General features: G+C 64.7%; 20 protein-coding genes and 2 riboswitches. Of the genes, 6 read left to right on the top strand and 14 right to left on the bottom strand.

Translation table 11 applies throughout. From position 1 onward, the window contains the following. Positions 1 to 61 precede the first annotated feature (61 nt). The 5 genes from QY049_RS00225 to QY049_RS00205 all read right to left on the bottom strand — a co-directional run bounded on the left by QY049_RS00225 (position 62) and on the right by QY049_RS00205 (position 4,967). The gene (locus tag QY049_RS00225) at positions 62 to 820 is read right to left on the bottom strand and encodes an SDR family oxidoreductase (RefSeq protein ID WP_194482018.1); all 759 of its coding nucleotides are present in this window, start codon (positions 818 to 820) and stop codon (positions 62 to 64) included. Positions 821 to 844: 24 nt separating this feature from the next. Continuing rightward, on the bottom strand, positions 845 to 1,603 hold the full coding sequence (locus QY049_RS00220; RefSeq protein WP_194482019.1) for a proteasome-type protease: 759 nt from the start codon (positions 1,601 to 1,603) through the stop codon (positions 845 to 847). A gap of 87 nt (positions 1,604 to 1,690) precedes the next feature. Further along, positions 1,691 to 2,539, bottom strand: coding sequence for a transglutaminase family protein (locus tag QY049_RS00215; protein WP_301268568.1), 849 nt, complete (start codon positions 2,537 to 2,539; stop codon positions 1,691 to 1,693). A gap of 60 nt (positions 2,540 to 2,599) precedes the next feature. Next, on the bottom strand, positions 2,600 to 3,544 hold the full coding sequence (locus QY049_RS00210) for an alpha-E domain-containing protein (protein ID WP_128951022.1): 945 nt from the start codon (positions 3,542 to 3,544) through the stop codon (positions 2,600 to 2,602). A 4-nt stretch (positions 3,545 to 3,548) separates the two neighbouring features. Continuing rightward, on the bottom strand, positions 3,549 to 4,967 hold the full coding sequence (locus tag QY049_RS00205; RefSeq protein WP_301268567.1) for a circularly permuted type 2 ATP-grasp protein: 1,419 nt from the start codon (positions 4,965 to 4,967) through the stop codon (positions 3,549 to 3,551). A gap of 280 nt (positions 4,968 to 5,247) precedes the next feature. Here QY049_RS00205 and QY049_RS00200 point away from each other — a divergent pair, with 280 nt between their 5' ends. From QY049_RS00200 to QY049_RS00190, 3 genes are read left to right on the top strand one after another with little or no spacing between them, the layout of a single operon-like run. Next, positions 5,248 to 5,985: a molybdopterin-binding protein gene (locus QY049_RS00200; RefSeq protein ID WP_194482022.1), complete on the top strand. Its 738-nt coding sequence runs from the start codon at positions 5,248 to 5,250 to the stop codon at positions 5,983 to 5,985. A 36-nt stretch (positions 5,986 to 6,021) separates the two neighbouring features. Then, entirely contained in the window at positions 6,022 to 6,549 is a 528-nt protein-coding gene (gene gpt, locus QY049_RS00195) for a xanthine phosphoribosyltransferase (protein ID WP_194482023.1), read from the top strand. A 39-nt stretch (positions 6,550 to 6,588) separates the two neighbouring features. After that, on the top strand, positions 6,589 to 7,200 hold the full coding sequence (locus tag QY049_RS00190; RefSeq protein ID WP_301268566.1) for a hypothetical protein: 612 nt from the start codon (positions 6,589 to 6,591) through the stop codon (positions 7,198 to 7,200). A 22-nt stretch (positions 7,201 to 7,222) separates the two neighbouring features. Here QY049_RS00190 and QY049_RS00185 read toward each other — a convergent pair whose 3' ends face one another. Beyond that, entirely contained in the window at positions 7,223 to 8,245 is a 1,023-nt protein-coding gene (locus QY049_RS00185; protein WP_194482025.1) for a methionine synthase, read from the bottom strand. 109 nt (positions 8,246 to 8,354) lie between these two features. Between QY049_RS00185 and QY049_RS00180 the strand changes: the two genes are divergently transcribed. The 3 genes from QY049_RS00180 to QY049_RS00170 all read left to right on the top strand — a co-directional run bounded on the left by QY049_RS00180 (position 8,355) and on the right by QY049_RS00170 (position 10,786). Then, the gene (locus QY049_RS00180) at positions 8,355 to 9,056 is read left to right on the top strand and encodes a glutathione S-transferase N-terminal domain-containing protein (RefSeq protein WP_301268565.1); all 702 of its coding nucleotides are present in this window, start codon (positions 8,355 to 8,357) and stop codon (positions 9,054 to 9,056) included. Positions 9,057 to 9,200: 144 nt separating this feature from the next. Further along, positions 9,201 to 9,809 carry a 2-hydroxychromene-2-carboxylate isomerase gene (locus QY049_RS00175; RefSeq protein WP_258766411.1) on the top strand — a complete coding sequence of 203 codons (609 nt, stop codon included), beginning with the start codon at positions 9,201 to 9,203 and terminating at the stop codon, positions 9,807 to 9,809. After that, positions 9,809 to 10,786: an NADPH:quinone oxidoreductase family protein gene (locus tag QY049_RS00170; RefSeq protein ID WP_301268564.1), complete on the top strand. Its 978-nt coding sequence runs from the start codon at positions 9,809 to 9,811 to the stop codon at positions 10,784 to 10,786. The genes QY049_RS00175 and QY049_RS00170 overlap by 1 nt, the downstream gene beginning before the upstream one ends. A 97-nt stretch (positions 10,787 to 10,883) precedes the next feature. Here the strand turns inward: QY049_RS00170 and QY049_RS00165 are convergent, their stop codons facing one another. From QY049_RS00165 to QY049_RS00130, 8 genes are all read right to left on the bottom strand, one after another. After that, entirely contained in the window at positions 10,884 to 11,774 is an 891-nt protein-coding gene (locus QY049_RS00165; RefSeq protein ID WP_194482029.1) for a crotonase/enoyl-CoA hydratase family protein, read from the bottom strand. Positions 11,775 to 11,934: 160 nt separating this feature from the next. Beyond that, the gene (locus QY049_RS00160) at positions 11,935 to 13,356 is read right to left on the bottom strand and encodes an amidase (RefSeq protein WP_301268563.1); all 1,422 of its coding nucleotides are present in this window, start codon (positions 13,354 to 13,356) and stop codon (positions 11,935 to 11,937) included. A gap of 2 nt (positions 13,357 to 13,358) precedes the next feature. After that, on the bottom strand, positions 13,359 to 14,522 hold the full coding sequence (locus QY049_RS00155) for a M20 aminoacylase family protein (protein ID WP_301268562.1): 1,164 nt from the start codon (positions 14,520 to 14,522) through the stop codon (positions 13,359 to 13,361). Between the two features lie 14 nt (positions 14,523 to 14,536). After that, positions 14,537 to 16,042 carry a M81 family metallopeptidase gene (locus QY049_RS00150; RefSeq protein WP_301268561.1) on the bottom strand — a complete coding sequence of 502 codons (1,506 nt, stop codon included), beginning with the start codon at positions 16,040 to 16,042 and terminating at the stop codon, positions 14,537 to 14,539. A gap of 131 nt (positions 16,043 to 16,173) precedes the next feature. Further along, positions 16,174 to 17,826, bottom strand: coding sequence for an ABC transporter ATP-binding protein (locus tag QY049_RS00145; RefSeq protein ID WP_301268619.1), 1,653 nt, complete (start codon positions 17,824 to 17,826; stop codon positions 16,174 to 16,176). A gap of 14 nt (positions 17,827 to 17,840) precedes the next feature. Further along, on the bottom strand, positions 17,841 to 18,728 hold the full coding sequence (locus QY049_RS00140) for an ABC transporter permease (RefSeq protein WP_194482033.1): 888 nt from the start codon (positions 18,726 to 18,728) through the stop codon (positions 17,841 to 17,843). A 19-nt stretch (positions 18,729 to 18,747) separates the two neighbouring features. Further along, positions 18,748 to 19,689, bottom strand: a complete 942-nt coding sequence (locus tag QY049_RS00135) for an ABC transporter permease (protein ID WP_194482034.1) — start codon at positions 19,687 to 19,689, stop codon at positions 18,748 to 18,750. A 180-nt stretch (positions 19,690 to 19,869) separates the two neighbouring features. Further along, positions 19,870 to 21,171, bottom strand: coding sequence for a D-amino acid dehydrogenase (locus QY049_RS00130; protein WP_301268560.1), 1,302 nt, complete (start codon positions 21,169 to 21,171; stop codon positions 19,870 to 19,872). A 68-nt stretch (positions 21,172 to 21,239) separates the two neighbouring features. After that, positions 21,240 to 21,352: riboswitch (glycine riboswitch) on the bottom strand. A 3-nt stretch (positions 21,353 to 21,355) separates the two neighbouring features. Further along, positions 21,356 to 21,459: riboswitch (glycine riboswitch) on the bottom strand. Positions 21,460 to 21,489: the final 30 nt, after the last annotated feature.

The raw sequence follows: 21,489 nt of genomic DNA, 5'->3' as shown, positions 1-21,489 counted from the left end.
CGAAGACAGATTACAACCCCACGCATTCTACTGTGCATGGGGTTGTTTTCACAATTTTCGGTCAGCCGCGTCCGACGAACGGCATCTTGCTGGCCATGACAGTCATGGTCAGCACGTTGGCATCGAGCGGCAGGCCGGCCATGTAGGCGACGGCATCGCCGACCGCCTTCGCGTCCATGCGCGGCTCGTGCTTGGTGGTGCCGTCGGGCTGCAGCACGCCGGGGCCGTTGACCATGCGGTCGGTCATCGGGGTCGCGGCATTGCCGATGTCGACCTGGCCGACCGCGATGTCGTACATGCGCCCGTCGAGATTGCTCGCCTTGGTGAGGCCGGTGATGGCGTGCTTGGTCGAGGTGTAGGCCGCCGAGAACGGCCGCGGCGCATGCGCCGAGATCGAGCCGTTGTTGATGATGCGCCCGCCGCGCGGGCTCTGGTCCTTCATGATGCGGAAGGCGTGCTGCGTGCACAGGAACGGGCCGGTGAGGTTGGTGTTCACCACCGCCTGCCACTGCTCGAGGCTGAGGTCCTCGAAGTTGACGGCGGGTGCGCCCATGCCGGCATTGTTGAAGAGCACGTCGAGGCGGCCGTAGGTCGCCTTCACCTTGTCGAACAGCGCGGCGATGGAGTCCGGCTTGGTCATGTCGGCGGTGACGCACAGGCTCTTGCCCGCGGGGCCGAGCTTCGCGGTCTCCTCGAGCATGTCGAGGCGGCGGCCGACCAGCACAACGGTGAAGCCGATGTTCATCAGCGCCAGCGACGCGGCGCGCCCGACACCGGTGCCGGCGCCCGTCACCAATGCGATCTTTTTTGCTTCACTCATCGTTTCCTGCCTTTTCTTCGGTTGTCAGGTTTTGGGTTCTTTTTCGTTCTTGTAGGGCGGCCGCGGAATGTTCTGGTGCGCGGCGCGGAGCGCCGCCGACCAGCGCGAACGCAGATCGTGGAAATAGGGCTCGCCCGCCTCGATGCGGTGATTGAGATCGGCCTCGCACGCATCGCTCCGCACCACCAGCACGTCGATCGGCAGGCCGACGCCGAGATTCGAGCGCATCGTCGAGTCCATCGAGATCAGGCCGGTCTTCAGCGCCTCGTACAACTCGACGTCGTAGTGCATGGCGCGGTCGAGCACCGGCTTGCCGTATTTGTGCTCGCCGATCTGAAGGTACGGCGTGTCCGTGGTGCACTCGATGAAATTGCCAGCGGTGTAGACCATGAACAGGCGCATGCGCGCGCCCTTGATCTGGCCGCCGAACAGGAAGGAGACGTCGAAGGACACGTCCTCGGACTTCAGCGCGGGGCCTTCGGTCGCATGCACCGCCCGGATCGCACGGCCGATGCGCTGGGCGGCCTGGAACATGGTCGGCGCATTCATCAGCGTCTCGATCTCGCCCGTGTTGGGGTCCTCCAGCCCCTCGGTCAGGGTGGAGAGCACCGACTGGCTGATGGCGAGGTTGCCGGCACTGGCGATCGCCATGATGCGGTCGCCGGGCTTGGAGAAGATATGCAGCTTGCGGAAGGTCGAGACGTTGTCGAGGCCGGCATTGGTGCGGGTGTCGGCGATCATCACCAGACCGTCCCGAACCAGGATTCCGCAGCAATAGGTCATTTCCAGTCCCCGAACGCGTTTGCGCGAAATTACTAGCCAATTTCGGGGAGGCATGAAACCCCCGATTCCTCGGGGGAGGTCGGACGATTAGCTCTGTCGCTGCGACTGCGATTGCGACTGACCGCCGCGCCCGGCCTGCTCGACCTTGACCGCGACCGTCAGCGTTTCCGCGCCACCGCCGTAGCGGGTGCCGCGCACCGGTGCCGCACCGAGATAGTCGAGCCCGATCGCGACGCGAACATGGGCGTCGGTGGTGCAGATGCTGTTGGCGGGATCGAAGCCGACCCAGCCGAGATCGGGGACGTAGGCCTCCACCCAGGCGTGCCCGGCATCCTGGTGCACGGTGCCGTCGGAGCGCAGGAAGTGACCGGAGACGAAGCGTGCCGGCACGCCGCCGGTGCGGGCGCAAGCGATGAAGATATGCGCGTAGTCCTGACAGACGCCGCGCTTGAGCGTGAACGCCTCCGCCGCCGAGGTGCCGCTGTTGGTCGGGTCCTCGTCAAAGGTCATGTGATCGCCGATTTGCGACATCAGCGTGTGCAGGAAGCCGAGCATGTCGCTCTCAGCCTCACTGCGCAACTGGCGCGCGACCGCCATCATGGCGGGATTGACAGTCGTGAGGTCGGTCGTGCGCAGGAACATGTCGGCAGGAAAGCGCTCGTCGGCGCCGCGCAGCACGCCGCCGGTGTCATGGGTCTCGATCAGGCCTTCGGCCGTGATCTTGATGTCGCTGACGGGTCCGCAGGACAGCACATGGGTGACGTTGCCGAACGCGTCCTCGTGCATGTCGAGCTTGGTGTCGGTCGAGACGTCGATCTGCCATTCCGCCACATATTGCCCGTCATGGCTGCACGGCGTCATGCGCAGGATCTGGATCACGCTCGTCGCCGCCGGCTCGTAGCGATAGCTCGTGGTGTGCTGGATTCGCAGGCGCATGGTGCTTTGATTCCGTCAGTCCGGGTTCGCGCGGCGCGCGACCCGGAGTGACTGCGTGTATCAGATCAAATACTGCTTCGTGATGATTTCGCCCAGCCTGGAATTGTCTGCGATGAATTCCTGAATGAATTCATGCACGCCGTGCTGGAAAATGTCGTTCATGTTGCTGTGTTCCAGCCGGTTGCGGATGCCGCGGGCGTGGCGCTGGGCCGGGCCCTGGCGGCCGTAGGCGACGCCGATCTGGTCGAGGTTGCGCACGAGATTGTCGTAGCAGCTTGCGAGCGAGCGCGGCAGCGTGCCGTTGAGGATCAGCAGGTCCGCGACCAGCCACGGCTTCAGCGTCTCGCGATAGACCCAGTGATAGGCCGTCAGCGCCGACACCGAGCGCAGGATCGAGCTCCACTGATAGAAGTCTAGCGGACCGCCGACATGCTCCTCTTCGGGCAGCAGCACGTGATACTTCACGTCAAGAATGCGTGCGGTATTGTCGGCGCGCTCCAGATGCAGGCCGAGGCGGGAGAACCAATAGGCGTCGTTGCGCAGCATGGTCCGGTAGGCCGAACCGTCGAAACGCAGGGAGGTTTCCTGCACGAACCGCAGGAATTTTGCGAGGTCCTCGCGCGTCGAGGTGCCCTTGCTCCAGACCTCCTGCAGCTCGATCCAGGCCGAGTTGATGGTGTCCCACATCTCGCTGGTCAGCGCCGTGCGCACCGAGCGCGAGTTCAGCCGCGCCGCCTCGATGCAGTTCCTGATCGAGGACGGGTTGTCGGCCGAGAACGAGAGGTAGTCGACGACGTTGTGCTCGTTGGCTTCCTCGTGGGTCTGATAGAAGCTTTCCGCGACGCCGGCGGTGAGCAGCGCGGAGTCCCATTCGTTGGTCTTGCCGATATAGGCGGCGGGAAGCGCGGTGACGCGCAAGGTCGCATCGATGGTGCGTGCGAGATACTCGGCCCGTTCGACGTAGCGGGCGAGCCAGTAGAGGTTTTCGGCGGTACGCGACAGCATCTGACTACTCGTCCAAAATCCAGGTGTCTTTGGTGCCACCGCCCTGGCTCGAATTCACCACGAGCGAACCTTCCTTCAGCGCCACGCGCGTCAGCCCGCCCGGCACGATCGTCGTGCTCTTGCTGCCGGTCAGCACGAAGGGGCGAAGATCGACGTGGCGCGGCGCAAGGCCGGACGCCGTGCAGGTCGGGCAGGTCGAGAGCGCCAGCGTCGGCTGGGCGATGAAGCCTTCCGGCTCGCGCTTGAGCTTCTCGCGGAAGGCTTCGATGGTCGCCTTCGTTGCGGCTGGGCCGATCAGCATGCCGTAGCCGCCGGAGCCGTGCACTTCCTTCACGACGAGCTCGCCGAGATTGTCCAGCACGTAAGCCAGATCCTTCGGCTCGCGACAACGCCAGGTCGGCACGTTCTTCAGGATCGGCTCCTCGCCGAGATAGAACTTCACGATGTCGGGCATGTAGGAGTAGATCGCCTTGTCGTCGGCGATGCCGGTGCCGACCGCGTTGGCGAGCGTGATGTTGCCGGCCGCATAGGCCGACATCAGTCCGGGCACGCCGAGCACGGAGTCGGGTCGGAAGGTGAGGGGATCGATGAAATCGTCGTCGACGCGGCGATAGATCACGTCGACCCGCTTCAGGCCTTCCGTCGTCCGCATGAACACTTCGTTGTTCTTGACGACGAGGTCGCGGCCTTCGACGAGCTCGACGCCGAGCTTGTCGGCGAGGAAGGAGTGCTCGTAATAGGCCGAGTTGTAGACGCCGGGCGTGAGCAGGGCGACCGTCGGCTCGCCCGAGGCGCTATGCGGTGCGACCGAGCGGAGCGCGGCGAGCAGCTCGTCCGGATAGCGCTCGACCGGCGCCACCCTGTGGCGGGCGAACAGATCCGGAAACAACCGCATCATGATCTCGCGGTTTTCCAGCATGTAGGACACGCCGGACGGTGTCCGCGCATTGTCCTCCAGCACGATGAAGTCTTCGGCATCGACACGGACGATGTCGATGCCGGCGATATGCACGTAGACGTCGTGCGGCACCTGCTGGCCGTTCATCTCGGGCCGGAACACCGGATTCTGGAAGATCAGATCGTCGGGCACGATTTCGGCGCGGAGGATTTCTCGGCCATGATAGATGTCGCGCAGGAACATGTTCAGCGCCTTCACGCGCTGTTTCAGTCCCTTTTCAAGCAACGTCCATTCCTTGCCGGACATGATCCGCGGGATCACGTCGAACGGGATCAGGCGCTCGGTGGATTCGGAGTCGCCATAGACTGCGAAGGTGATGCCGATGCGGCGGAATAGGAGCTCGGCCTCCTGGCGGCGATACTCGAGCGCCTCGGGAGGCGTCTCCTTGAGCCAGCGTGCCAGCTCCTGATAGGCGGGGCGAAGGTCCCCCCCTGGAATATTCATTTCATCAAACGCGACTGCCATAGATCCCGACTTTGTCTCCGCTCGGCGTTGCGCCAATGGTCAGGTCGGTGAGGTCAGGTGCAGACCGCAACGTCCTGAGGCCATGCGGCAAGAGTGCATGACTTTGAGGAGGTAGCAAGGGCCGGGCCAGCGCGATAAGCAGGGAGAGAGGGCATTTGCCTGATATGGTCGGCAACGTGCCTGAAAAAATGGCTGAGGACTGCTTATTTCGGCAGCAAAACCGCGTGACTTCAACGCGTTACCTCGGCAAAGTCGGGACCAGAGGTGAGGGACTTAAGGCATGAGCGAGATCGTCACGGCGGGCATTCTGGTCATCGGGGATGAAATCCTGTCCGGCCGGACCAAGGACAAGAATATCGGCTTCATCGCCGAATACCTGACCAATATCGGTATCGATTTGAAGGAAGTCCGGGTCGTCTCCGACGACGAGCCCGACATCATCGCCGCGTTGGATGCACTGCGGCATCGCTACACCTATGTTTTCACAACCGGCGGCATCGGGCCGACCCATGACGACATCACCGCCGACAGCGTCGCCAAGGCGTTCGGCGTCGGCATCGATCACCATCCGGAGGTGGTCGCCCGTTTCAGGGAACGTTGGAGCGAGCAGGACCTCAACGAGGCGCGTTTGCGCATGGCCCGCATCCCCGATGGTGCCGAGCTGATCCAGAGCGCGACCATCCTCGCGCCCGGCTTCAAGATCGGCAATGTCATCGTCATGGCCGGCGTGCCCTCGATCATGCAGGCGATGATGGACATCGTCTCGCCCAAGCTCAAATCGGGCGTGCGCATGCTCTCCGAATCGGTCCGCGCCAATGCGCGGGAGGGCGATATCGGTAGCCCCTTGCGGGCGATCGCCGCTGCCCACCCCGACACCATCATCGGCAGCTACCCCTTCATGGACGAGGAGCAGAAGCCGAACACCAACCTCGTGGTGCGCTCGCGCGATGCGGTTAAGCTCGCATCCGCGATGGCGGCGGTGAAGGAAATGCTGGCGGGATTGAACATCACCCGCTAGCAACCTAGCTGCCGGCAGACGAAGCAGGAGACGACGATGGCTGGAGAAGCACCGGAATTGAGCGCGCAGGAGCGGGCTGGCAGGCCCTTTCCGGTGTCGTGGGATCAGTTCCACCGGGACTGCCGGGCGCTGACCTGGCGGCTCAACGAGGTCGGCCCGTTCCACGCGGTGATCGCGATCACCCGCGGCGGCCTGGTGCCGGCCGCGATCGTCGCGCGTGAGCTCGGCGTGCGCGTGATCGACACGGTCTGCATCGCCAGCTACGACCACGACAAGCAGGGCGAGCTGCAGGTTCTGAAGGGTATTTCCGAACAGGCAATGAAGCTCGGCGGCGGCACCGGCAAGGGGCTGTTGATCGTCGACGATCTCGTCGACACCGGCAAGACCGGCAAGCTGGTGCGCGAAATGCTGCCCGATGCGCATTTCGCCACCGTCTACGCCAAGCCGAAGGGCCGTCCGCTGGTCGACACGTTCATCACCGAGGTCTCGCAGGACACCTGGATCTTCTTTCCCTGGGACACCGCGCTGTCCTACCACCCGCCGCTGCGCGACGGCGCGGCGTAACTATCGTCGCTTCGCTAGCAATGAGCGGTGGAGGCGGCCATGCCCCTGCAAAACCGCGTTACCCCGACCGGCGAGATCATCTCGACGCCACATCGCGGAATGTTCACCGGCAATCGCGGCATCATCCACGATCCCGCGACGAAAACGCTGTTGAGGAAGCGCTGGTCGTCGCCGGCCTGGCTCACCTGCACCTGCGAATTCCGCGGCCGCCGCCGCGAGGTGATGGCGCAGCAAAGCTGGACCGAGCTGTTCTTTTTGGATGAGGCCACGGCCCTCGCCGCCGGCCATCGCCCCTGCTTCTACTGTCGCCGCGACGATGCCAATCGCTTCCGCGCCGCCTGGGAGAAGGGCAACCGCGTGCAGGACGTCCGCATGCACGACATCGACACGGTGCTGCACCACGAACGACTCGACCGCGGCAAGAAACGCCTGCACGCGCTGCTGGTGCCGCTCGACCAGTTGCCCGACGGCGCGATGGTTCAACAGGGCGAGGCGAGCTACCTCGTCACACTGGGCAGGGTGCTGCTGTGGTCGCCGGCGGGGTATATTGCGGCGGAGCAGCTCCCCGGCGCCGCAACTTTGCTCACGCCGCCGTCGACACTCCGCGCACTGCATGCCGGCTATCAAGCCGTACTGCATCCGTCCGCATAGCCCTAGAGTCGAAGCCCCGCCGTCACCCCAGCTTCTCGCGCGCAAGCGCCGCGCCTGCGCCGAGTGCCATCAGCTTGGCTTCGGCGATCTCGCGCCGCATCGGCGCCATGCCGCAATTGGTGGTGGCGATGATGTTGCTCTTGGGCACGAATTTCGAGACAGCATCGATCACCTTGACGACGTCCTCGGCGGTCTCGACCGTGTCGCTGGCGACGTCGATGACGCCGGCCTGCACGATCTTGTTCTTCAAGAGCGCGAGCAGATCGAGCGGCACCTTCGAATTGCGGCACTCGATCGCGACCTGCTGGATCGGGCTGGCGTCGATCGCCGGGAAAATCTGTTCGTACTGCCGCCATTGCGCGCCGAGCGTCTCCTTCCAGTCGGTGTTGGCCTTGATGCCGTAACCGTAGCAGATGTGCACGGCGGTGGTGCAGGTGAGGCCTTGCGCCGCGCGCTCCAGCGCCCTGATGCCCCAGTCGTTGACCTCGTCCATGTAGACGTTGAAGGCGGGTTCGTCGAACTGCACGAGATCGACACCGTCGGCCTGAAGCGCCTTGGCTTCTTCATTGAGCAGCTCGGCAAAGGCGAAGGCCATCTTGACGCGGTCTCCATAGTAACGATCCGCGATGGTGTCGATGATGGTCATCGGGCCGGGCAGAGTGAATTTCAGCTTCTTCTTGGTGTGCGTGCGCGCCACGCGCGCCTCAAAGTCGTGAACGCGCCCCTTGAGCCGGAGCGGCGCGACCACCTGCGGCACCATCGCCTTGTAGCGATCCTTGCGGATGCCCATCTCGACCTTGTGGGCGAAATCGATGCCTTCGATCTTCTCCAGAAAACCGTGAACGAAATGCTGGCGGGCCTGCTCGCCCTCGGTGACGATGTCGATGCCGGCGTCTTCCTGGATCTTCAGCCAGATCAGCGTCGCATCGCGCTTGGCGCGTAGCAGTTCGTCACCTCCAGACTTCCAGGGCGCCCAGAGCATGTTGGGCTCGGCCAGCCATTCCGGCTTGGGCAAGGAGCCGGCGATCGTCGTTGGAAACAGCATGGGTCCCTCCCGGCGGGTTGTCGTTGCGCCACTGTCTGCCATGTCTTAACGTCGAGGTACAGAACAACAAAAGTCGCTCGCTATTCCAGCGGCGATGACAGGGAAGGTGATGATCGATCTCCACTACGCGCCGACGCCGAACGGCTGGAAAATCTCGATCATGCTGGAGGAACTCGGGCTTCCCTATCAGGTGAAGCCCGTCAACATCCGCGCCGGCGAGCAGTTCAACCCCGAATTCCTGGCGATCTCGCCCAACAACCGCATTCCGGCGATCGTCGATCACGAGCCTGCCGATGGCGGCGCACCGTTCCCGGTGTTCGAGACTGGTGCGATCCTGATCTATCTGGCGGAAAAGGCCGGCCGCTTCCTCCCAAGCGATCTGCGTGGCCGCTCCACCACCATCCAGTGGGTGATGTGGCAGATGGCGGGACTCGGGCCGATGCTCGGCCAGCACGGCCATTTCGCGCTCTACGCGGCTGAGAAAATTCCCTACGCGATCGAGCGCTACCGCGACGAGGCGGCGCGGCTCTATGGCGTGCTCGACCGGCAGCTCGCCAGGACCGGCGCCTATGTCGCCGGCGACTATTCCATCGCGGACATCGCCTGCTTCCCCTGGACCATGACCCACAAGGCGCAGGGCTTTACTCTCGACGACTATCCCAACGTGAAGCGCTGGTACGCCGAGGTGCGTGCGAGGCCGCAGGTGCAGGCGGGACTCGCGATCGGAAGATTCGTGAAAGAGCCGTTCGACGAGGAATCACGCAAGATCATGTTCGGCCAGCGTGCGAAGGAGTTGTTGGAAAAGAAGTGACGGCCACCGCTCTCTCCTCGTCATTGCGAGGAGCCGTTGCGACGAAGCAATGCAGAATCCTTCCGCGGCGGCAGTCTGGATTGCTTCGCTTCGGTCGCAACGACAGTGGACAGACCGTACCGAATACATGCAAAGGAAAGCACCATGATCGAATTCTTCTTCGACTGTTCCAGTCCCTGGACCTATCTCGCCTTCCACAACATCCAGCCGCTGGCGAAGGAACTCGGAGCGGAGATCGTCTGGCGGCCGATCCTGGTCGGCGGCATTTTCAACACGGTCAATCCGAGCGTCTATGCGCAGCGGGAGAAACCAGTGCCGCTGAAGGCACGCTACATGAAAAAGGATCTGCAGGATTGGGCACGCTCGGCGGGCCTGTCGATCAAGATGCCGCCGACGGTGTTCCCGGTGAACAGCGTCAAGGCGATGCGCGGCTGCATCTGGCTCGGCAAAGACATGGTGCCGTTCGCGACATCGGTATTCGAGGCCTATTGGGGCGACGACAAGGACATTTCGCAGGATGTGGTGCTGGCCGAGATCTGCAAGAAGGTCGGCATCGACGAGCAAAAATTGTTCGCCGGCATCTCGGAGCAGCCGATCAAGGATCAGCTCAAGGCCAACACGGAAGAGGTCGTCGCGCGCGGCGGGTTCGGCTCGCCGACGATCTTCGTGAACAAGACCGATATGTATTTCGGCAATGACCGCCTGCCGCTGATCCGCGAGGCGCTGCTGCGCAGCAAGGCGAGCGCGGCCTGATGGTGCGCGCCGTCGTCTGTCGTGCGCTCGGCGCACCCGAAGGCTTGCGGCTGGAAGAATTTCCCTCGCGCGCCCTGAGGCCGGACGAGGTACGGGTTGCGATCCGCGCCGCCGGCCTCAACTTCCCTGACGTGCTGATGGCCGCGGGCGAATATCAGCTCAAGCCCGAATTGCCGTTCACGCCTGGCATGGAAGCTGCCGGCGACGTCACGGAAGTCGGTGCAGAGGCAAGGGGCGTTTCCATCGGCGACAAAGTCATCGTCAAGATGCGCCACGGCGCCTTCACCGACGAAGCTGTGGTGACGCCGTCGCAGCTCACGCCGATGCCGTCGACATTCGACTATGCGGAGGCCGCGACTTATCTCGCCGGGCACGGTACCGCCTATCACGCGCTGATCGATCGCGGCCGGGTCGAGCCCGGCGAGGTGCTGCTGGTGCATGGCGCCGGTGGCGGTGTCGGGTTGGCCGCTGTCGAGATCGGCAAGATGCTCGGTGCGACCGTGATCGCGACGGCGTCGAGCGACGAAAAGCTGGCGATCGCCAAAGCGCGCGGTGCCGACCATCTCGTGCGCTACGACCGGGAGCCGTTTCGCGATGCCGTCAAGCGCATCACCGACGGCCGCGGCGCCGACGTGGTGTTCGATCCCGTCGGCGGCGAGGTGTTCGAGAATTCGATGCGCTGCATCGCCTGGGGCGCGCGGCTGCTGGTGATCGGCTTTACCGGCGGCATCGGCTCGGCCAGGACCAATCTGTTGCTGATCAAGGGCGCCAGCGTGCTCGGCGTGCGCGCAGGCGAAGCGGTGCGGAAAAACCCCAAGCTCGGCGCGATCAGGCTGAAAGCGCTGCTGCAATGGGCAGAGGAGGGCAAGCTGCGGCCCAGCATCTCGCACCGCCTGCCGCTGGAGGATTACGCGAAGGCGATGCGGCTGCTGCTCGACCGCAAGGCGATCGGGCGCGTGGCGCTGGTGATGGATTGACTTCTATCGTCGTCATTCCGGGGCGCCCGTAGGGCGAACCCGGAATCTCGAGATCCCGGGTTCGATGCTTCGCACCGCCCCGGGATGACGCTTGGCGTCACTTGTACTCCCGCTCCGTCCACCACGGGAAATAGTCCGGCATGTCGCTGGACACCTTGTTCTTGAACTGCGCCGGCCGCTTCTCCAGGAACGACACCACGCCTTCCTTCACATCCTCGGAGCGGCCGCGGGCGTAGATGCCGCGGCTGTCGACCTTGTGGGCTTCCATGGGATCGTCGGCACCCATCATGCGCCACATCATCTGGCGGATCAGCGCAACCGACACCGGCGCGGTCTTGGCCGCGAACTCCTTGGCGAGGGCGCGCGCGGTCGGTAGCAGGTCATCAGGCGCCACGACCTTGCTGACGAGGCGGCCGGCGAGTGCTTCCTGGGCCGGGAAGACGCGGCCGGAATAGCACCATTCCAGCGCCTGCGAGATGCCGACGATGCGCGGCAGGAACCAGCTCGAGGCCGCCTCCGGCACGATGCCGCGCTGGGAGAACACGAAGCCGAAGCGAGCGGCATCCGAAGCAATGCGAATGTCCATCGCGAGCTGCATGGTGACGCCGATGCCGACGGCCGGGCCGTTCACCGCAGCGATGACCGGCTTCAGACATTTGAAGATGCGCAAGGTCACCTGACCGCCGCCATCGCGTACCTGCGGATCGCTGTAATCGACCTTGCCGTCGGCGAAGCGTTTGACGGGCCCGCGCCGTGCGTCGCGATCAAAGGTGTCGGCACCCGAGGAGAGATCGGCACCCGCGCAAAAACCGCGGCCGGCGCCGGTGACGATGATGGCGCGGACGTTGTCGTCCTTGTCGGCGGCGTCGAACGCGTCGATCAGCTCGGCCTGCATCTGCGCGTTGAAGGCGTTGAGCTTGTCGGGCCGGTTCAGCGTGATGGTGAGGATCTGCTCGGCGACCTCGTATTTGATCGTCTCATACGCCATGGTGGTTTCCTTCCTTCTTGAGCGCAGTCTCGTAAGACGTCATGCATGCGCGTCGACGTCCGTCTTGCGCGGACTGGGCATGTCTTCCTCTCCTGAGTAAGCAAACGACAATGGCCGGAGCAAGCCCCGGCCACGTCGCGGTCTGACGGTATTGAAGGCGTCAGTGAGCCGGAGGCTTCGGCCAGGGGTTCTGTGCGCCGCGCAGGCCCTCGAAGGCCTTGGCCATGCCGAGCACGCCGATATCGTCGAAGCGGCGGCCGACGATCTGGACGCCGATCGGAAAACCCGTGGCGTCGAAGCCGCCATTAATGGATACGGCAGGGTTCTCCGACATATTCCACGGCACGGTATAGCAGATGTGCTCGAACGGCCTCATCGGATCGTTGGTGGGCGAGGCCCAGTCTGCGGCGTAGTTCACGTTCGGCGCGGTCGGAGAGATCACATAGTCGAGTTCGCAGAACAGCTTTGACGCAGCCGCGCGGATCGCCATGGTCTGGTTGAAGCCGCGGATGACGTCGACGCCCGACAGCTTTGCGCCGGATGCACCCCATTTGAAGATATAGGGCAGCACCTTTGCCTGTTCGGCCGGCGTCAGCTTCGACAGATCGTCCCACATCCGCGCCCGCCAGAAATTGTCGAGGCCGTCGAGCATCTCGCGCGTCAGGATGCCGTCGACCTCGGTGACGACGCTGCCTGCGGATTCGAATGCCTTCGCGGCCTTCACCGCGACCTCGCGGACCGGTTTTTCCGCCGGCAGTCCGACGCCGGCATCGAGCATCAGGCCGATCCGCAATTTGCGCGGGGACTTGTCCAATCCCTTCCAGTTCAGCGGCTCGGCGGGCAGGCTCATGCCGTCGCGGCGGTCGGGCTTTGCGATCACGCTCATCATCAGCGCGCAATCATCGACCGTGCGGGTCATGGGACCCGCGACGCGGCCGACATAAGTGGGATCGATCGGTACGCGGCCGAAGCTCGGCTTCAGGCCGACGAGGCCACACCAGCCCGCGGGCAGGCGCACCGAGCCACCGATATCGGTGCCGAGATGCAGCGGACCGTAACCGGCCGCCGCCGCAGCTCCCGCACCGGCGCTGGAGCCGCCGGGGTTCTTGGAGAGGTCCCAGGGATTGCGCGCGAGCGCGTGGAACGATGAGAGCCCCGAGGACAGCATGCCGTAATCGGGCATGGTCGTCTTGGCGAAGATGATGCTGCCTGCCTCACGCAGCCGCGCGGCTGGTGGCGCGTCCTTCTCGGCGGGTACGAGCTTGACGCTCGCAGCCCCCAGCGGCACGGGCACGCCCTTGGTCGCGATGTTGTCCTTCACCGTCACGGGCACGCCGTCGAGCGGGCCGCAAGGCTCGCCGCCGGACCAGCGCGCGGTCGAGGCCTTTGCGGCCTCGCGCGCGCTTTGGGGATCGAACGCATAGAGCGCCTTCACATGCGGTTCCCACGCTGCGACATGCGCGAGCAAATCGTCCAGCACCTCGCTCGGCGAGAACTGTTTTGCCCGATAGCCCGCGATCAGATCGACCGCGGACAGATCGTGCAGCGAGGTGACCGCCTCCTCGACGCCCTTCCTCTGCATTGCTAGCCCACCGGCATACGCGTTTCGATGATCCGGGCGAACATGCTGGCGCCGATCGGCAGGATCTTGTCGTCGAGCACGAAGCCGGGATTGTGGACGGGCACCGAGCCGTCATGGCCGACCCAGAAATAGGCGCCGGGAATGGTCTCCAGCATGTCGGCGAAATCCTCGCTGCCCATCTTCGGCTGGGTGCGGGTGATCACCTTGGCGGGATCGACGATCGTGCGGGCGACGTCCTCGACCACCTTGGACTGCTCGACCTGGTTGACCAGCACGTTGAAGGTGTCGCGGATGTCGACGTCGATCACGCACTGGTAGGCGCTTGCGATGCCGGCGCAGATGGTGCGGATGCGTTCGCTGACCAGGGTGCGGACTTCCTTGGAGAAGGTGCGGATGGTGCCGCACAGATGCGCGTCGCCGGGAATGACGTTGTAGGCGGAGCCCGCATGGATCTGGGTGATCGACACGACGGCGGCCTGGAGCGGCTCGACATTGCGGCTGACGATGGTCTGGATCGCTTGCGCCAGCGTGGTTGCGATGATCACCGCGTCCTTGGAGCGCTCGGGCATCGCGCCATGGGCACCATAGCCGGTGATGCGGAGGTCGAAGAAATCGGCGCTGGCCATGGCCGGGCCGGGCAGGATCGCGATTTCGCCGTGGTTGAGGTCGGGCGCGTTATGCAGGCCGTAGAGCTCGTCGCACGGAAACTTCTCGAACAGGCCGTCCTTGATCATCGCACGTGCGCCGCCGAGGCCTTCCTCGGCCGGCTGGAAGATCAGGTGCACGGTGCCGTCGAAATTCCTGGTCTCGGCGAGGTAGCGTGCGGTGCCGAGCAGCATGGTGGTGTGGCCGTCATGGCCGCAGCCGTGGAAGCGGCCGGGGATTTTCGAGCTCCATTTCAGATTGGTGTTCTCTTCCATCGGCAGCGCGTCCATGTCGGCGCGCAGGCCGATACGCTTGCCGCCCGAACCCTTGCCCTTGATGACGCCGATCACGCCGGTGCCGCCGAGGCCGCGATGCACCTCGATGCCCCAGCTCGCCAGCTTGTCGGCGACGATGCCTGACGTGCGCACCTCCTCGAAGCCGATCTCGGGATGGGCGTGGAGGTCGCGGCGGATGGCGGTGAGTTCGTCGGCGAAGCCGTCGATGCGATCGATGGTGGGCATGTGTTCCTGTCCGGTTAACGTGAAGGGGGCGTGAAAACGGGGCCGTTCGGCTTGATGCGGATTCCCGGACGCAGGCGCGTCCAGGGCAGCGAGGCGGTGTCGGCCGGCATCGCGCCCGGTGCGGCGCAGATCATCAGCTGTTCCGCGATCGGCTCGAAATCGGCGCGGAAGTGCACCGAGCTCTTGTTGACCAGGATCTTCTCCTTGGTCGGCTCGATGCCGACATAGCGATACATCGCCTGGTCGGCGAGCTGCGCCTTGTGCGAGGAAACGACGACGCGGACGTCGCCGATGCGCAAGGCTGCGGAGGGGCCCATCTCCATCTCGCGGCCGCCGTAATAGGGGCCGGGCGCGACGAAGCGGCCGTCGGAGAGGCTTTCGACGACGAAGGTCTCGGTATAGGGCTCGTCGCCGGCGATCCCTGATTTGCCGCCGAGCGAGAGCGTCACGGTGGCGCCGACGCCGGCCGCATGTGCCGCTTTGGCTGACTCCGGATCGTAGATCACACCGGTCGCGGCGCTTGCCTTGTTGCGTACCAGCGCGCGCAGCATGCCCGTCGTGTCGGAATCGCCGCCGGCTCCGGGATTGTCCTGGGTATCGGCGATGATGATCGGCTTGCTCGCGCTCCTGGAGAGTTCCATGGCGTGGCGCACGCCGTCATCGGGTGACCAGATCTTGCCGTCGAAATCGTCCTCGTGGCTTTCGATCAGCTTGACGATCGCATCCGCTGCGTGGTCGGCGTCTTCCTGCGTCTTGCCATAGGCGAACACGCTCGGACCGCAATCGCGGAAATCGGCGGCGGGGAAACCCGGCGCGAACGAGAGGGTCGGAACCGCATCGCTCTCCAATGCGGCGAGCCTTTCGTAGATGCCCTTGGTCGGAAAGTCGTTGGTGCATTGCCAGCTGATCGCGATCAGGAACGGTATCTGGCGGAACGACTTTGCAAAGCGCTGCTTCGTCTTCAGAAGCAGAGCGAGGTGCTCTGCCGAGGCCCGGCCGGTCTCGGCCATGTCGACATGAGGATAGGTGCGGTAGGCGATCAGCGCGTCCGCATGTTCCATCATTGCTGATGTGACGTTGGCGTGCAGGTCGAGGCTCGCGACCAACGGAACATCCTTGCCGATGACGCGGCGCACGCGCGCCAGAATCTCGCCTTCGCCGTCGTCGAGATGCTCGGTGACCATGGCGCCGTGCAGGTCGAGATAGACAGCGTCAATCGGGCCCGCGGCTCTGATGCCGTCGACCATCACCTCCACGATGCGCTCGAAAGCGTCCTTGGTCACGTGTGCCGAGGGGCTCGCACCGCAGGCAATCGTCGGGATGAGTTCCCAGCCATTGGCTTCGGCGCTGTCGACAAAGCCGGCGAGGCCGACATTGATGCGCCGCATCACCTTGAGCACGTCGGGCCCTACGGTCATCGCCGGCCAGCCGCCACCATGCTGGAAGTCCGCAAACGTCGCCTTCGTCGGAGCGAAGGTGTTGGTCTCGTGCAGGAAGCCGCCGACGGCGATGCGTGTCATCAACTCAAGTCCCGGGCAAATGATGTGCGAGACGTTACCCGGCTTTGCAGCAAGAGCAAGCAAGGCAGACAGTCGCGCTGCGCATGGCCTCAAGCTGTTTTGGGAATACTCGCAGTGACGGGTAGACAGACCTAGGCGCTGGCCCCCACACCCTCCGACACCGGCCGGAAATTCGCAAAGTCCCAGTTGCGTCCGGGCGCCGCATCCAGCAGCGCCCTGGTGTAGGCCTCCTGCGGATGCGTCAGCACTTCGGCCGCCGGGCCCTGCTCGACGACGCGGCCGTGCTGCATCACCACGACCTCGTCGCAGATTTGCGCGGCGACGCGTAGGTCGTGAGTGATGAACAGAATGGCGATGCCGAGCCGCTTCTGGATCTCGTCGAGCAGCTCCAGCACCTGCGCCTGCACCGAGACGTCGAGCGCAGAGACCGCTTCGTCCGCGACCAGCACGTCCGGATCGAGCGCGAGCGCGCGCGCGATGGCGATGCGCTGGCGCTGGCCGCCGGAAAACTGGTGCGGATAACGCGACACCGCGTCGGCCGGCAGGCCGACCAGCTCGAGCAGCTCGCGGGCACGCTTCATCGCGCTCGCATGCGGGACGCCGTAATTGATCGGGCCTTCCGCGATGCTCTCGCCGACGGTGATGCGCGGGTTCAGCGAACGGTAGGGATCCTGGAACACGATCTGGATCTTCTGCCGGTGCGGTTGCAGCAGGCGGCGCGAGATGTCGGAGATCTCGCGGCCGGCGAGGCGGACGCAGCCGGAGGTCGGATCGATCAGGCGCACGATGCAGCGCGCCACCGTCGACTTGCCCGAGCCGCTCTCGCCGACGATGCCGAGCGTGCGTCCCTTGCGCAGCGTCAGCGTCACCTTGTCGGCGGCGACGACCTCGCGTCCCTTGCCGAAGAACGCGCGCTCCTTGTAGACCTTGCTGAGGTCGTTGGCCTCGAGCACGACGGGCTCGTGGCTCTCCTCGCGCGGCGGCCGCGGCACCAGGCTCGGCACGGAGGCGAGCAGGTTGCGGGTGTACTCCATCGTGGGATTGCGCAGCACGGTCTCGAGCGGGCCGGTCTCCACAAGTCTGCCCTGCCGCATCACCGCGACGCGGTCGGCGATCTCGGCCACGACACCCATGTCGTGGGTGATGAACAGCACGGCGGTGCCGTGATCGCGCTGGAGCTCGCGGATCAGCGACAGGATCTGCTTCTGCGTGGTGACGTCGAGCGCGGTGGTCGGCTCGTCCGCAATCAGCAGCTTCGGCTCCAGCACGAGGGCCATCGCGATCATGATGCGCTGGCGCTGGCCGCCGGACAGGCGATGCGGGTAGGAAGCGAAGATGCGCTCGACCTGGGGCAGGTGAACCTGCTCCATCATGTCGAGGATGCGCTTCCTGCGGGCCTTGCTGTCGAGATCGGTGTGGGCGCGCAGGACTTCGTCAATCTGGCGGCCGACCGGCACCACCGGATTGAGCGCGGTCATCGGCTCCTGAAAGATCATCGCCATCCTGGTCGCGCGCAGCTGGCGCAGGCGGCGATCGGTCGCGGTGAGGATCTCCTCGCCGACGAGCTTGACGCTGCCGCCTGATGGCACCAGCGTGCCCTTCGGCAGCAGGCCCATCGTGGTGAGCGAGGTCACCGACTTGCCGGAGCCGCTTTCGCCGACGAGGCACAGCGTCTCGCCCTCGCGCACCTGGATCGAGATGCCGTCGATGATCTTCGCTCCGTTCGGCTTCTTGCCGACGGAGACGACGAGGTTGTTGATGTCGAGAACGATGTCTTTGGTCATAACGTGATCGCTCATCACTTGCCCTCGCGCTGCTTCATGCGGGGATCGAGGGCGTCGCGGGCGGCGTCGCCGATCAGGTTGATGCTGAGGATGGCGATCGAGAGCAGCAGGCCCGGCCAGAAGATCAGCGTCGGCTTGAGCTGGAAGTACTGGCGGCCCTCGGCCATGATGTTGCCCCAGGTCGGCGTCTCCGGCGAGATGCCGGCGCCGAGGAAGGAGAGGATGGCCTCGGTGAGGATCGCGGACGCGCAGACATAGGTGCCCTGGACGATCAGCGGCGCGATCGTGTTCGGCATCAGATGCCGCCACATGATCTTCGGCAGCGACGATCCGACCGAGATAGCGGCTTCCACATAGGGTTCTTCGCGCGCGGACAGCACGACCGAGCGCACCAGCCGCGCAACGCGCGGGATTTCAGGAATGGTGATCGCGACCATGACGGTCCAGATGCTGGCGCCTGACAGCGACACCACGGCGATCGCGAGCAGAATGCTCGGCATCGCCATCAGGCCGTCCATGACGCGCATCAGCACGGAATCGACCAGCTTGAAGAAGCCGGAGACGAGGCCGATGGCGAGGCCGATGGCGATCGACAGGATCGCCGAGCCGATGCCGATCAGCAGCGAGATGCGCCCGCCATAGATGACGCGCGACAACAGGTCACGGCCATAGGCGTCGGTGCCGAGCAGAAATTGTGCCGACGCCGGCTTCAGCCGCTGCGATGGCGCGAGCTGGATCGGATCATGCGGCGCGATCAGCGGCGCCAGGATCGAGACCGCCACGATCAGCGCCAGCAGGATGGTGGCGACCGCGATGATCGGCGTCGAGGTGAGGAATCCGAGCTTCGGCCGCAGCGGCGAGGTGATCGGAATGGAGGACTGGGGAAGGCTGTCGACGGTCATTGTTGTTCGTGTCCTTGCCTCAGTACCGGATTCGCGGATCGAGCAGCGTGTAGGCGACGTCGATCAGGAGATTGACGACGACGTAGATCAGCGAGGTCAGCAGGATCATCGCCTGGATCACCGGATAGTCGCGCGCCAGCACCGCGTCCACGGTGAGGCGGCCGATGCCGGGGATGTTGAACACGCTCTCGGTGACGACGACGCCGGAGATCAGCAGCGCAAAGCCGGTGCCGATCACGGTGATCACGGGCACGGCGGCGTTGCGCAGCGCGTGCCGCATCATCACCGCGACCTCGTTGATGCCCTTGGCGCGCGCGGTCCGCACGTAGTCTTCGCCGAGCACGTCGAGCATCGCCGCGCGGGTCATGCGCGCGATCAGCGCGATGTAGATGAAGGAGAGCGCGCAGGTCGGCAGGATGATGCGCTCGAAGAAGGGGCCGAAGCCGGCCGAGATGCTCTTGAAGCCCTGCACCGGCACCCAGCGCAGGTCGATGGCGAAGACCTGGATCAGGACGTAGCCGACCACGAACACCGGCACGGAGAAGCCGAGCACGGAGAGTCCCATCACGAAGCGGTCGATCCAGGTGCCATGCTTCCAGGCCGCGATGACGCCGAGCGGCACGGCGACGATGACGGCGAGGATGATGGTCGACAGCGCGATCGAGATCGACGGCTCGACGCGCTGGCCGATCATCTTCATGACCGGGAGATTGGAGATCAGCGAGGTCCCGAGGTCGCCGTGCAGCAGCTTGTTCACCCAGGTGATGAACTGCACGATCAACGGCTCGTTGAGGCCGAGCGAGGTGCGGATGCGCTCCAGACGCTCCGGCGTCGCGTTGTCGCCGGCGAGGATCGCGGCGGGATCGCCAGGTGTCAGCCGCAGCAGCAGGAACACGAACAGCGCGACGACGCCCATCACGGGCACCGCGGCCAGAACGCGGCGAATGAGATAACCTAGCATGCACCTATCTCCGGCTGCGGAATTGAGGGGGCCGAGAGGCGCCCGTGGATTCGGTCGTGTCTATCATGCGCGCCTGTCACTCGGGCTGGAAGAGACGGCCGGAGAGCCGTTCTCTCGGGGCAAATTGTGTGCCAAGGGCAGGGCGGTCGCAAGGGCCGCCCCGCAGTGATTTGCGACCACTCAGGATGCACGACGCAGCTCTTGCTCAACCGCAAGTGAGGGGGCCGATCGCGGTGCGTTGAGCCCGCGCCAGCCGTCGATGGTTCCCGCAATCATCTGCGCGGTTGCGGCCGACAGGGTCCAGCCGAGATGGCCGTGGCCGGTGTTGAAGAACACGCCCGGCATCCGGCCTGCACGCACCACTGGCATCATGTTCGGCATCATCGGTCGCAAGCCAGCCCAGGGCACGACGCGCGAGGTCTCGACATCGGGGAAATTGCTGCGCACCCAGTCGATCAGCGGCTGCACGCGATCGGCGCGGATGTCGCGGTTGAAGTCGTTGAACTCGGCGGTGCCGGCGACACGAAAGCGATCGGCGCCGAGCCGGCTGGTGACGATCTTGGCGGCTTCGTCGAGCAGGCTGACCGTCGGCGTCGCGTCGCGGCTTTCGGCGGAGTCGAGCTGCACCGTGATCGAATAGCCCTTCACCGGATAGACGTTGACGCGCTCGTCGAGCATCGCCGCAAAGTGACGGCTGGCAACGCCGGCACAGACCACGACGCCGTCCGCCTTCAGCATGCCGCGCGCAGAAGCGGCAGCGTCGCTTGCCGAGAGATCAGCCCAACCGATGACAAAGCCGCCGCCGGCTTGCGCGATGGAATCGATGTTGGCTTCGTGGATGAAGGTCGCGCCGCGACGCTTGCAAGCCTCCGCAAGGCCGCGCGTGAATTTGTGGATATCGCCGGTCGCGTCCGACGGCGTGTAGAAACCGCCGTAATACTCCTTGCGCAGGGTCGGCTCGATCGTGCGAATTTCTTCCGTTGTCACAGGGCGGCGATCGAGGCCGCCCTCCTGCAGCAGCGCGTTGACTTGCAGGCCGGATTCAAAGTCCTTCTTGTCGTGATAGATGTGGAGGATGCCGCGGCGCTCGAGATCGAAGTCGATGCCTTCGCGCGTCGCGATCTCGAACAGGTGCTTGCGGGCTTCGATGGCGAGCCGCGTGGTCAGAATCGTGTTCGCACGGTAGTTGCCGATTGCGGCGACGAACTCGCTCATCCACGAATATTTGTGCCAGTTCGGCCGCGGGTTCATCAGCAGCGGCGCATCGCGCCGGAACATCCAGCGCAGGCCCTTGAGGATCGTCGCGGTGCTGTTCCACACTTCGGCATTGCTGGCAGAGAGCTGTCCGCCGTTCGCGAACGAGGTCTCCATCGCGGCATAACGGTGCTTGTCGAGCACCGTCACCTCAAAGCCGCGTTCGAGCAGGGCATAGGCGGTCGTTACGCCGGTGATGCCGGCGCCGATGATGGCGATATGAGTCATGATGAGTTAGGGGCTCCCGTGAGTTAGAGATGGCTGACCGCCGGCCCGAAAGCCGTTGGCGGCGCCCCATCTGTCACGGTTACCTGAGAGCTTGATCCGATGCGGACCTCGGAAGGTCGACCTCGGACTATCCCCTTCGGTGGACGCCACGATAGTCAAATCGTGCCGCCTCTCTCCAGATCGTCCTGACGATACAGTCCTTTTGCCTGAGAGTTTCCGGGGCGGTTGCTCCGTCGGCGCCGCAACGAAAGCTGATGCCTTCGTTGCGATCTCTCCCGCATCGTCGCGTGGACCATCGAGCAGTACGATGCGCCTCAT

It is taken from the genome of Bradyrhizobium sp. WYCCWR 13022 (assembly GCF_030435535.1).
GTDB lineage: Bacteria > Pseudomonadota > Alphaproteobacteria > Rhizobiales > Xanthobacteraceae > Bradyrhizobium.
Note: the sequence above shows the minus strand (reverse complement) of the source record. Positions and strands in the feature narration are given on the sequence as shown.

Excerpts from the sequence above, each read along its gene's own strand:
- QY049_RS00225 (WP_194482018.1), bottom strand. The coding sequence starts at position 820 with ATGAGTGAAGCAAAAAAGATCGCATTGGTGACGGGCGCCGGCACCGGT.
- QY049_RS00220 (WP_194482019.1), bottom strand. The coding sequence starts at position 1,603 with ATGACCTATTGCTGCGGAATCCTGGTTCGGGACGGTCTGGTGATGATC.
- QY049_RS00215 (WP_301268568.1), bottom strand. The coding sequence starts at position 2,539 with ATGCGCCTGCGAATCCAGCACACCACGAGCTATCGCTACGAGCCGGCG.
- QY049_RS00210 (WP_128951022.1), bottom strand. The coding sequence starts at position 3,544 with ATGCTGTCGCGTACCGCCGAAAACCTCTACTGGCTCGCCCGCTACGTC.
- QY049_RS00205 (WP_301268567.1), bottom strand. The coding sequence starts at position 4,967 with ATGGCAGTCGCGTTTGATGAAATGAATATTCCAGGGGGGGACCTTCGC.
- QY049_RS00200 (WP_194482022.1), top strand. The coding sequence starts at position 5,248 with ATGAGCGAGATCGTCACGGCGGGCATTCTGGTCATCGGGGATGAAATC.
- gpt (WP_194482023.1), top strand. The coding sequence starts at position 6,022 with ATGGCTGGAGAAGCACCGGAATTGAGCGCGCAGGAGCGGGCTGGCAGG.
- QY049_RS00190 (WP_301268566.1), top strand. The coding sequence starts at position 6,589 with ATGCCCCTGCAAAACCGCGTTACCCCGACCGGCGAGATCATCTCGACG.
- QY049_RS00185 (WP_194482025.1), bottom strand. The coding sequence starts at position 8,245 with ATGCTGTTTCCAACGACGATCGCCGGCTCCTTGCCCAAGCCGGAATGG.
- QY049_RS00180 (WP_301268565.1), top strand. The coding sequence starts at position 8,355 with ATGATCGATCTCCACTACGCGCCGACGCCGAACGGCTGGAAAATCTCG.
- QY049_RS00175 (WP_258766411.1), top strand. The coding sequence starts at position 9,201 with ATGATCGAATTCTTCTTCGACTGTTCCAGTCCCTGGACCTATCTCGCC.
- QY049_RS00170 (WP_301268564.1), top strand. The coding sequence starts at position 9,809 with ATGGTGCGCGCCGTCGTCTGTCGTGCGCTCGGCGCACCCGAAGGCTTG.
- QY049_RS00165 (WP_194482029.1), bottom strand. The coding sequence starts at position 11,774 with ATGGCGTATGAGACGATCAAATACGAGGTCGCCGAGCAGATCCTCACC.
- QY049_RS00160 (WP_301268563.1), bottom strand. The coding sequence starts at position 13,356 with ATGCAGAGGAAGGGCGTCGAGGAGGCGGTCACCTCGCTGCACGATCTG.
- QY049_RS00155 (WP_301268562.1), bottom strand. The coding sequence starts at position 14,522 with ATGCCCACCATCGATCGCATCGACGGCTTCGCCGACGAACTCACCGCC.
- QY049_RS00150 (WP_301268561.1), bottom strand. The coding sequence starts at position 16,042 with ATGACACGCATCGCCGTCGGCGGCTTCCTGCACGAGACCAACACCTTC.
- QY049_RS00145 (WP_301268619.1), bottom strand. The coding sequence starts at position 17,826 with ATGACCAAAGACATCGTTCTCGACATCAACAACCTCGTCGTCTCCGTC.
- QY049_RS00140 (WP_194482033.1), bottom strand. The coding sequence starts at position 18,728 with ATGACCGTCGACAGCCTTCCCCAGTCCTCCATTCCGATCACCTCGCCG.
- QY049_RS00135 (WP_194482034.1), bottom strand. The coding sequence starts at position 19,689 with ATGCTAGGTTATCTCATTCGCCGCGTTCTGGCCGCGGTGCCCGTGATG.
- QY049_RS00130 (WP_301268560.1), bottom strand. The coding sequence starts at position 21,171 with ATGACTCATATCGCCATCATCGGCGCCGGCATCACCGGCGTAACGACC.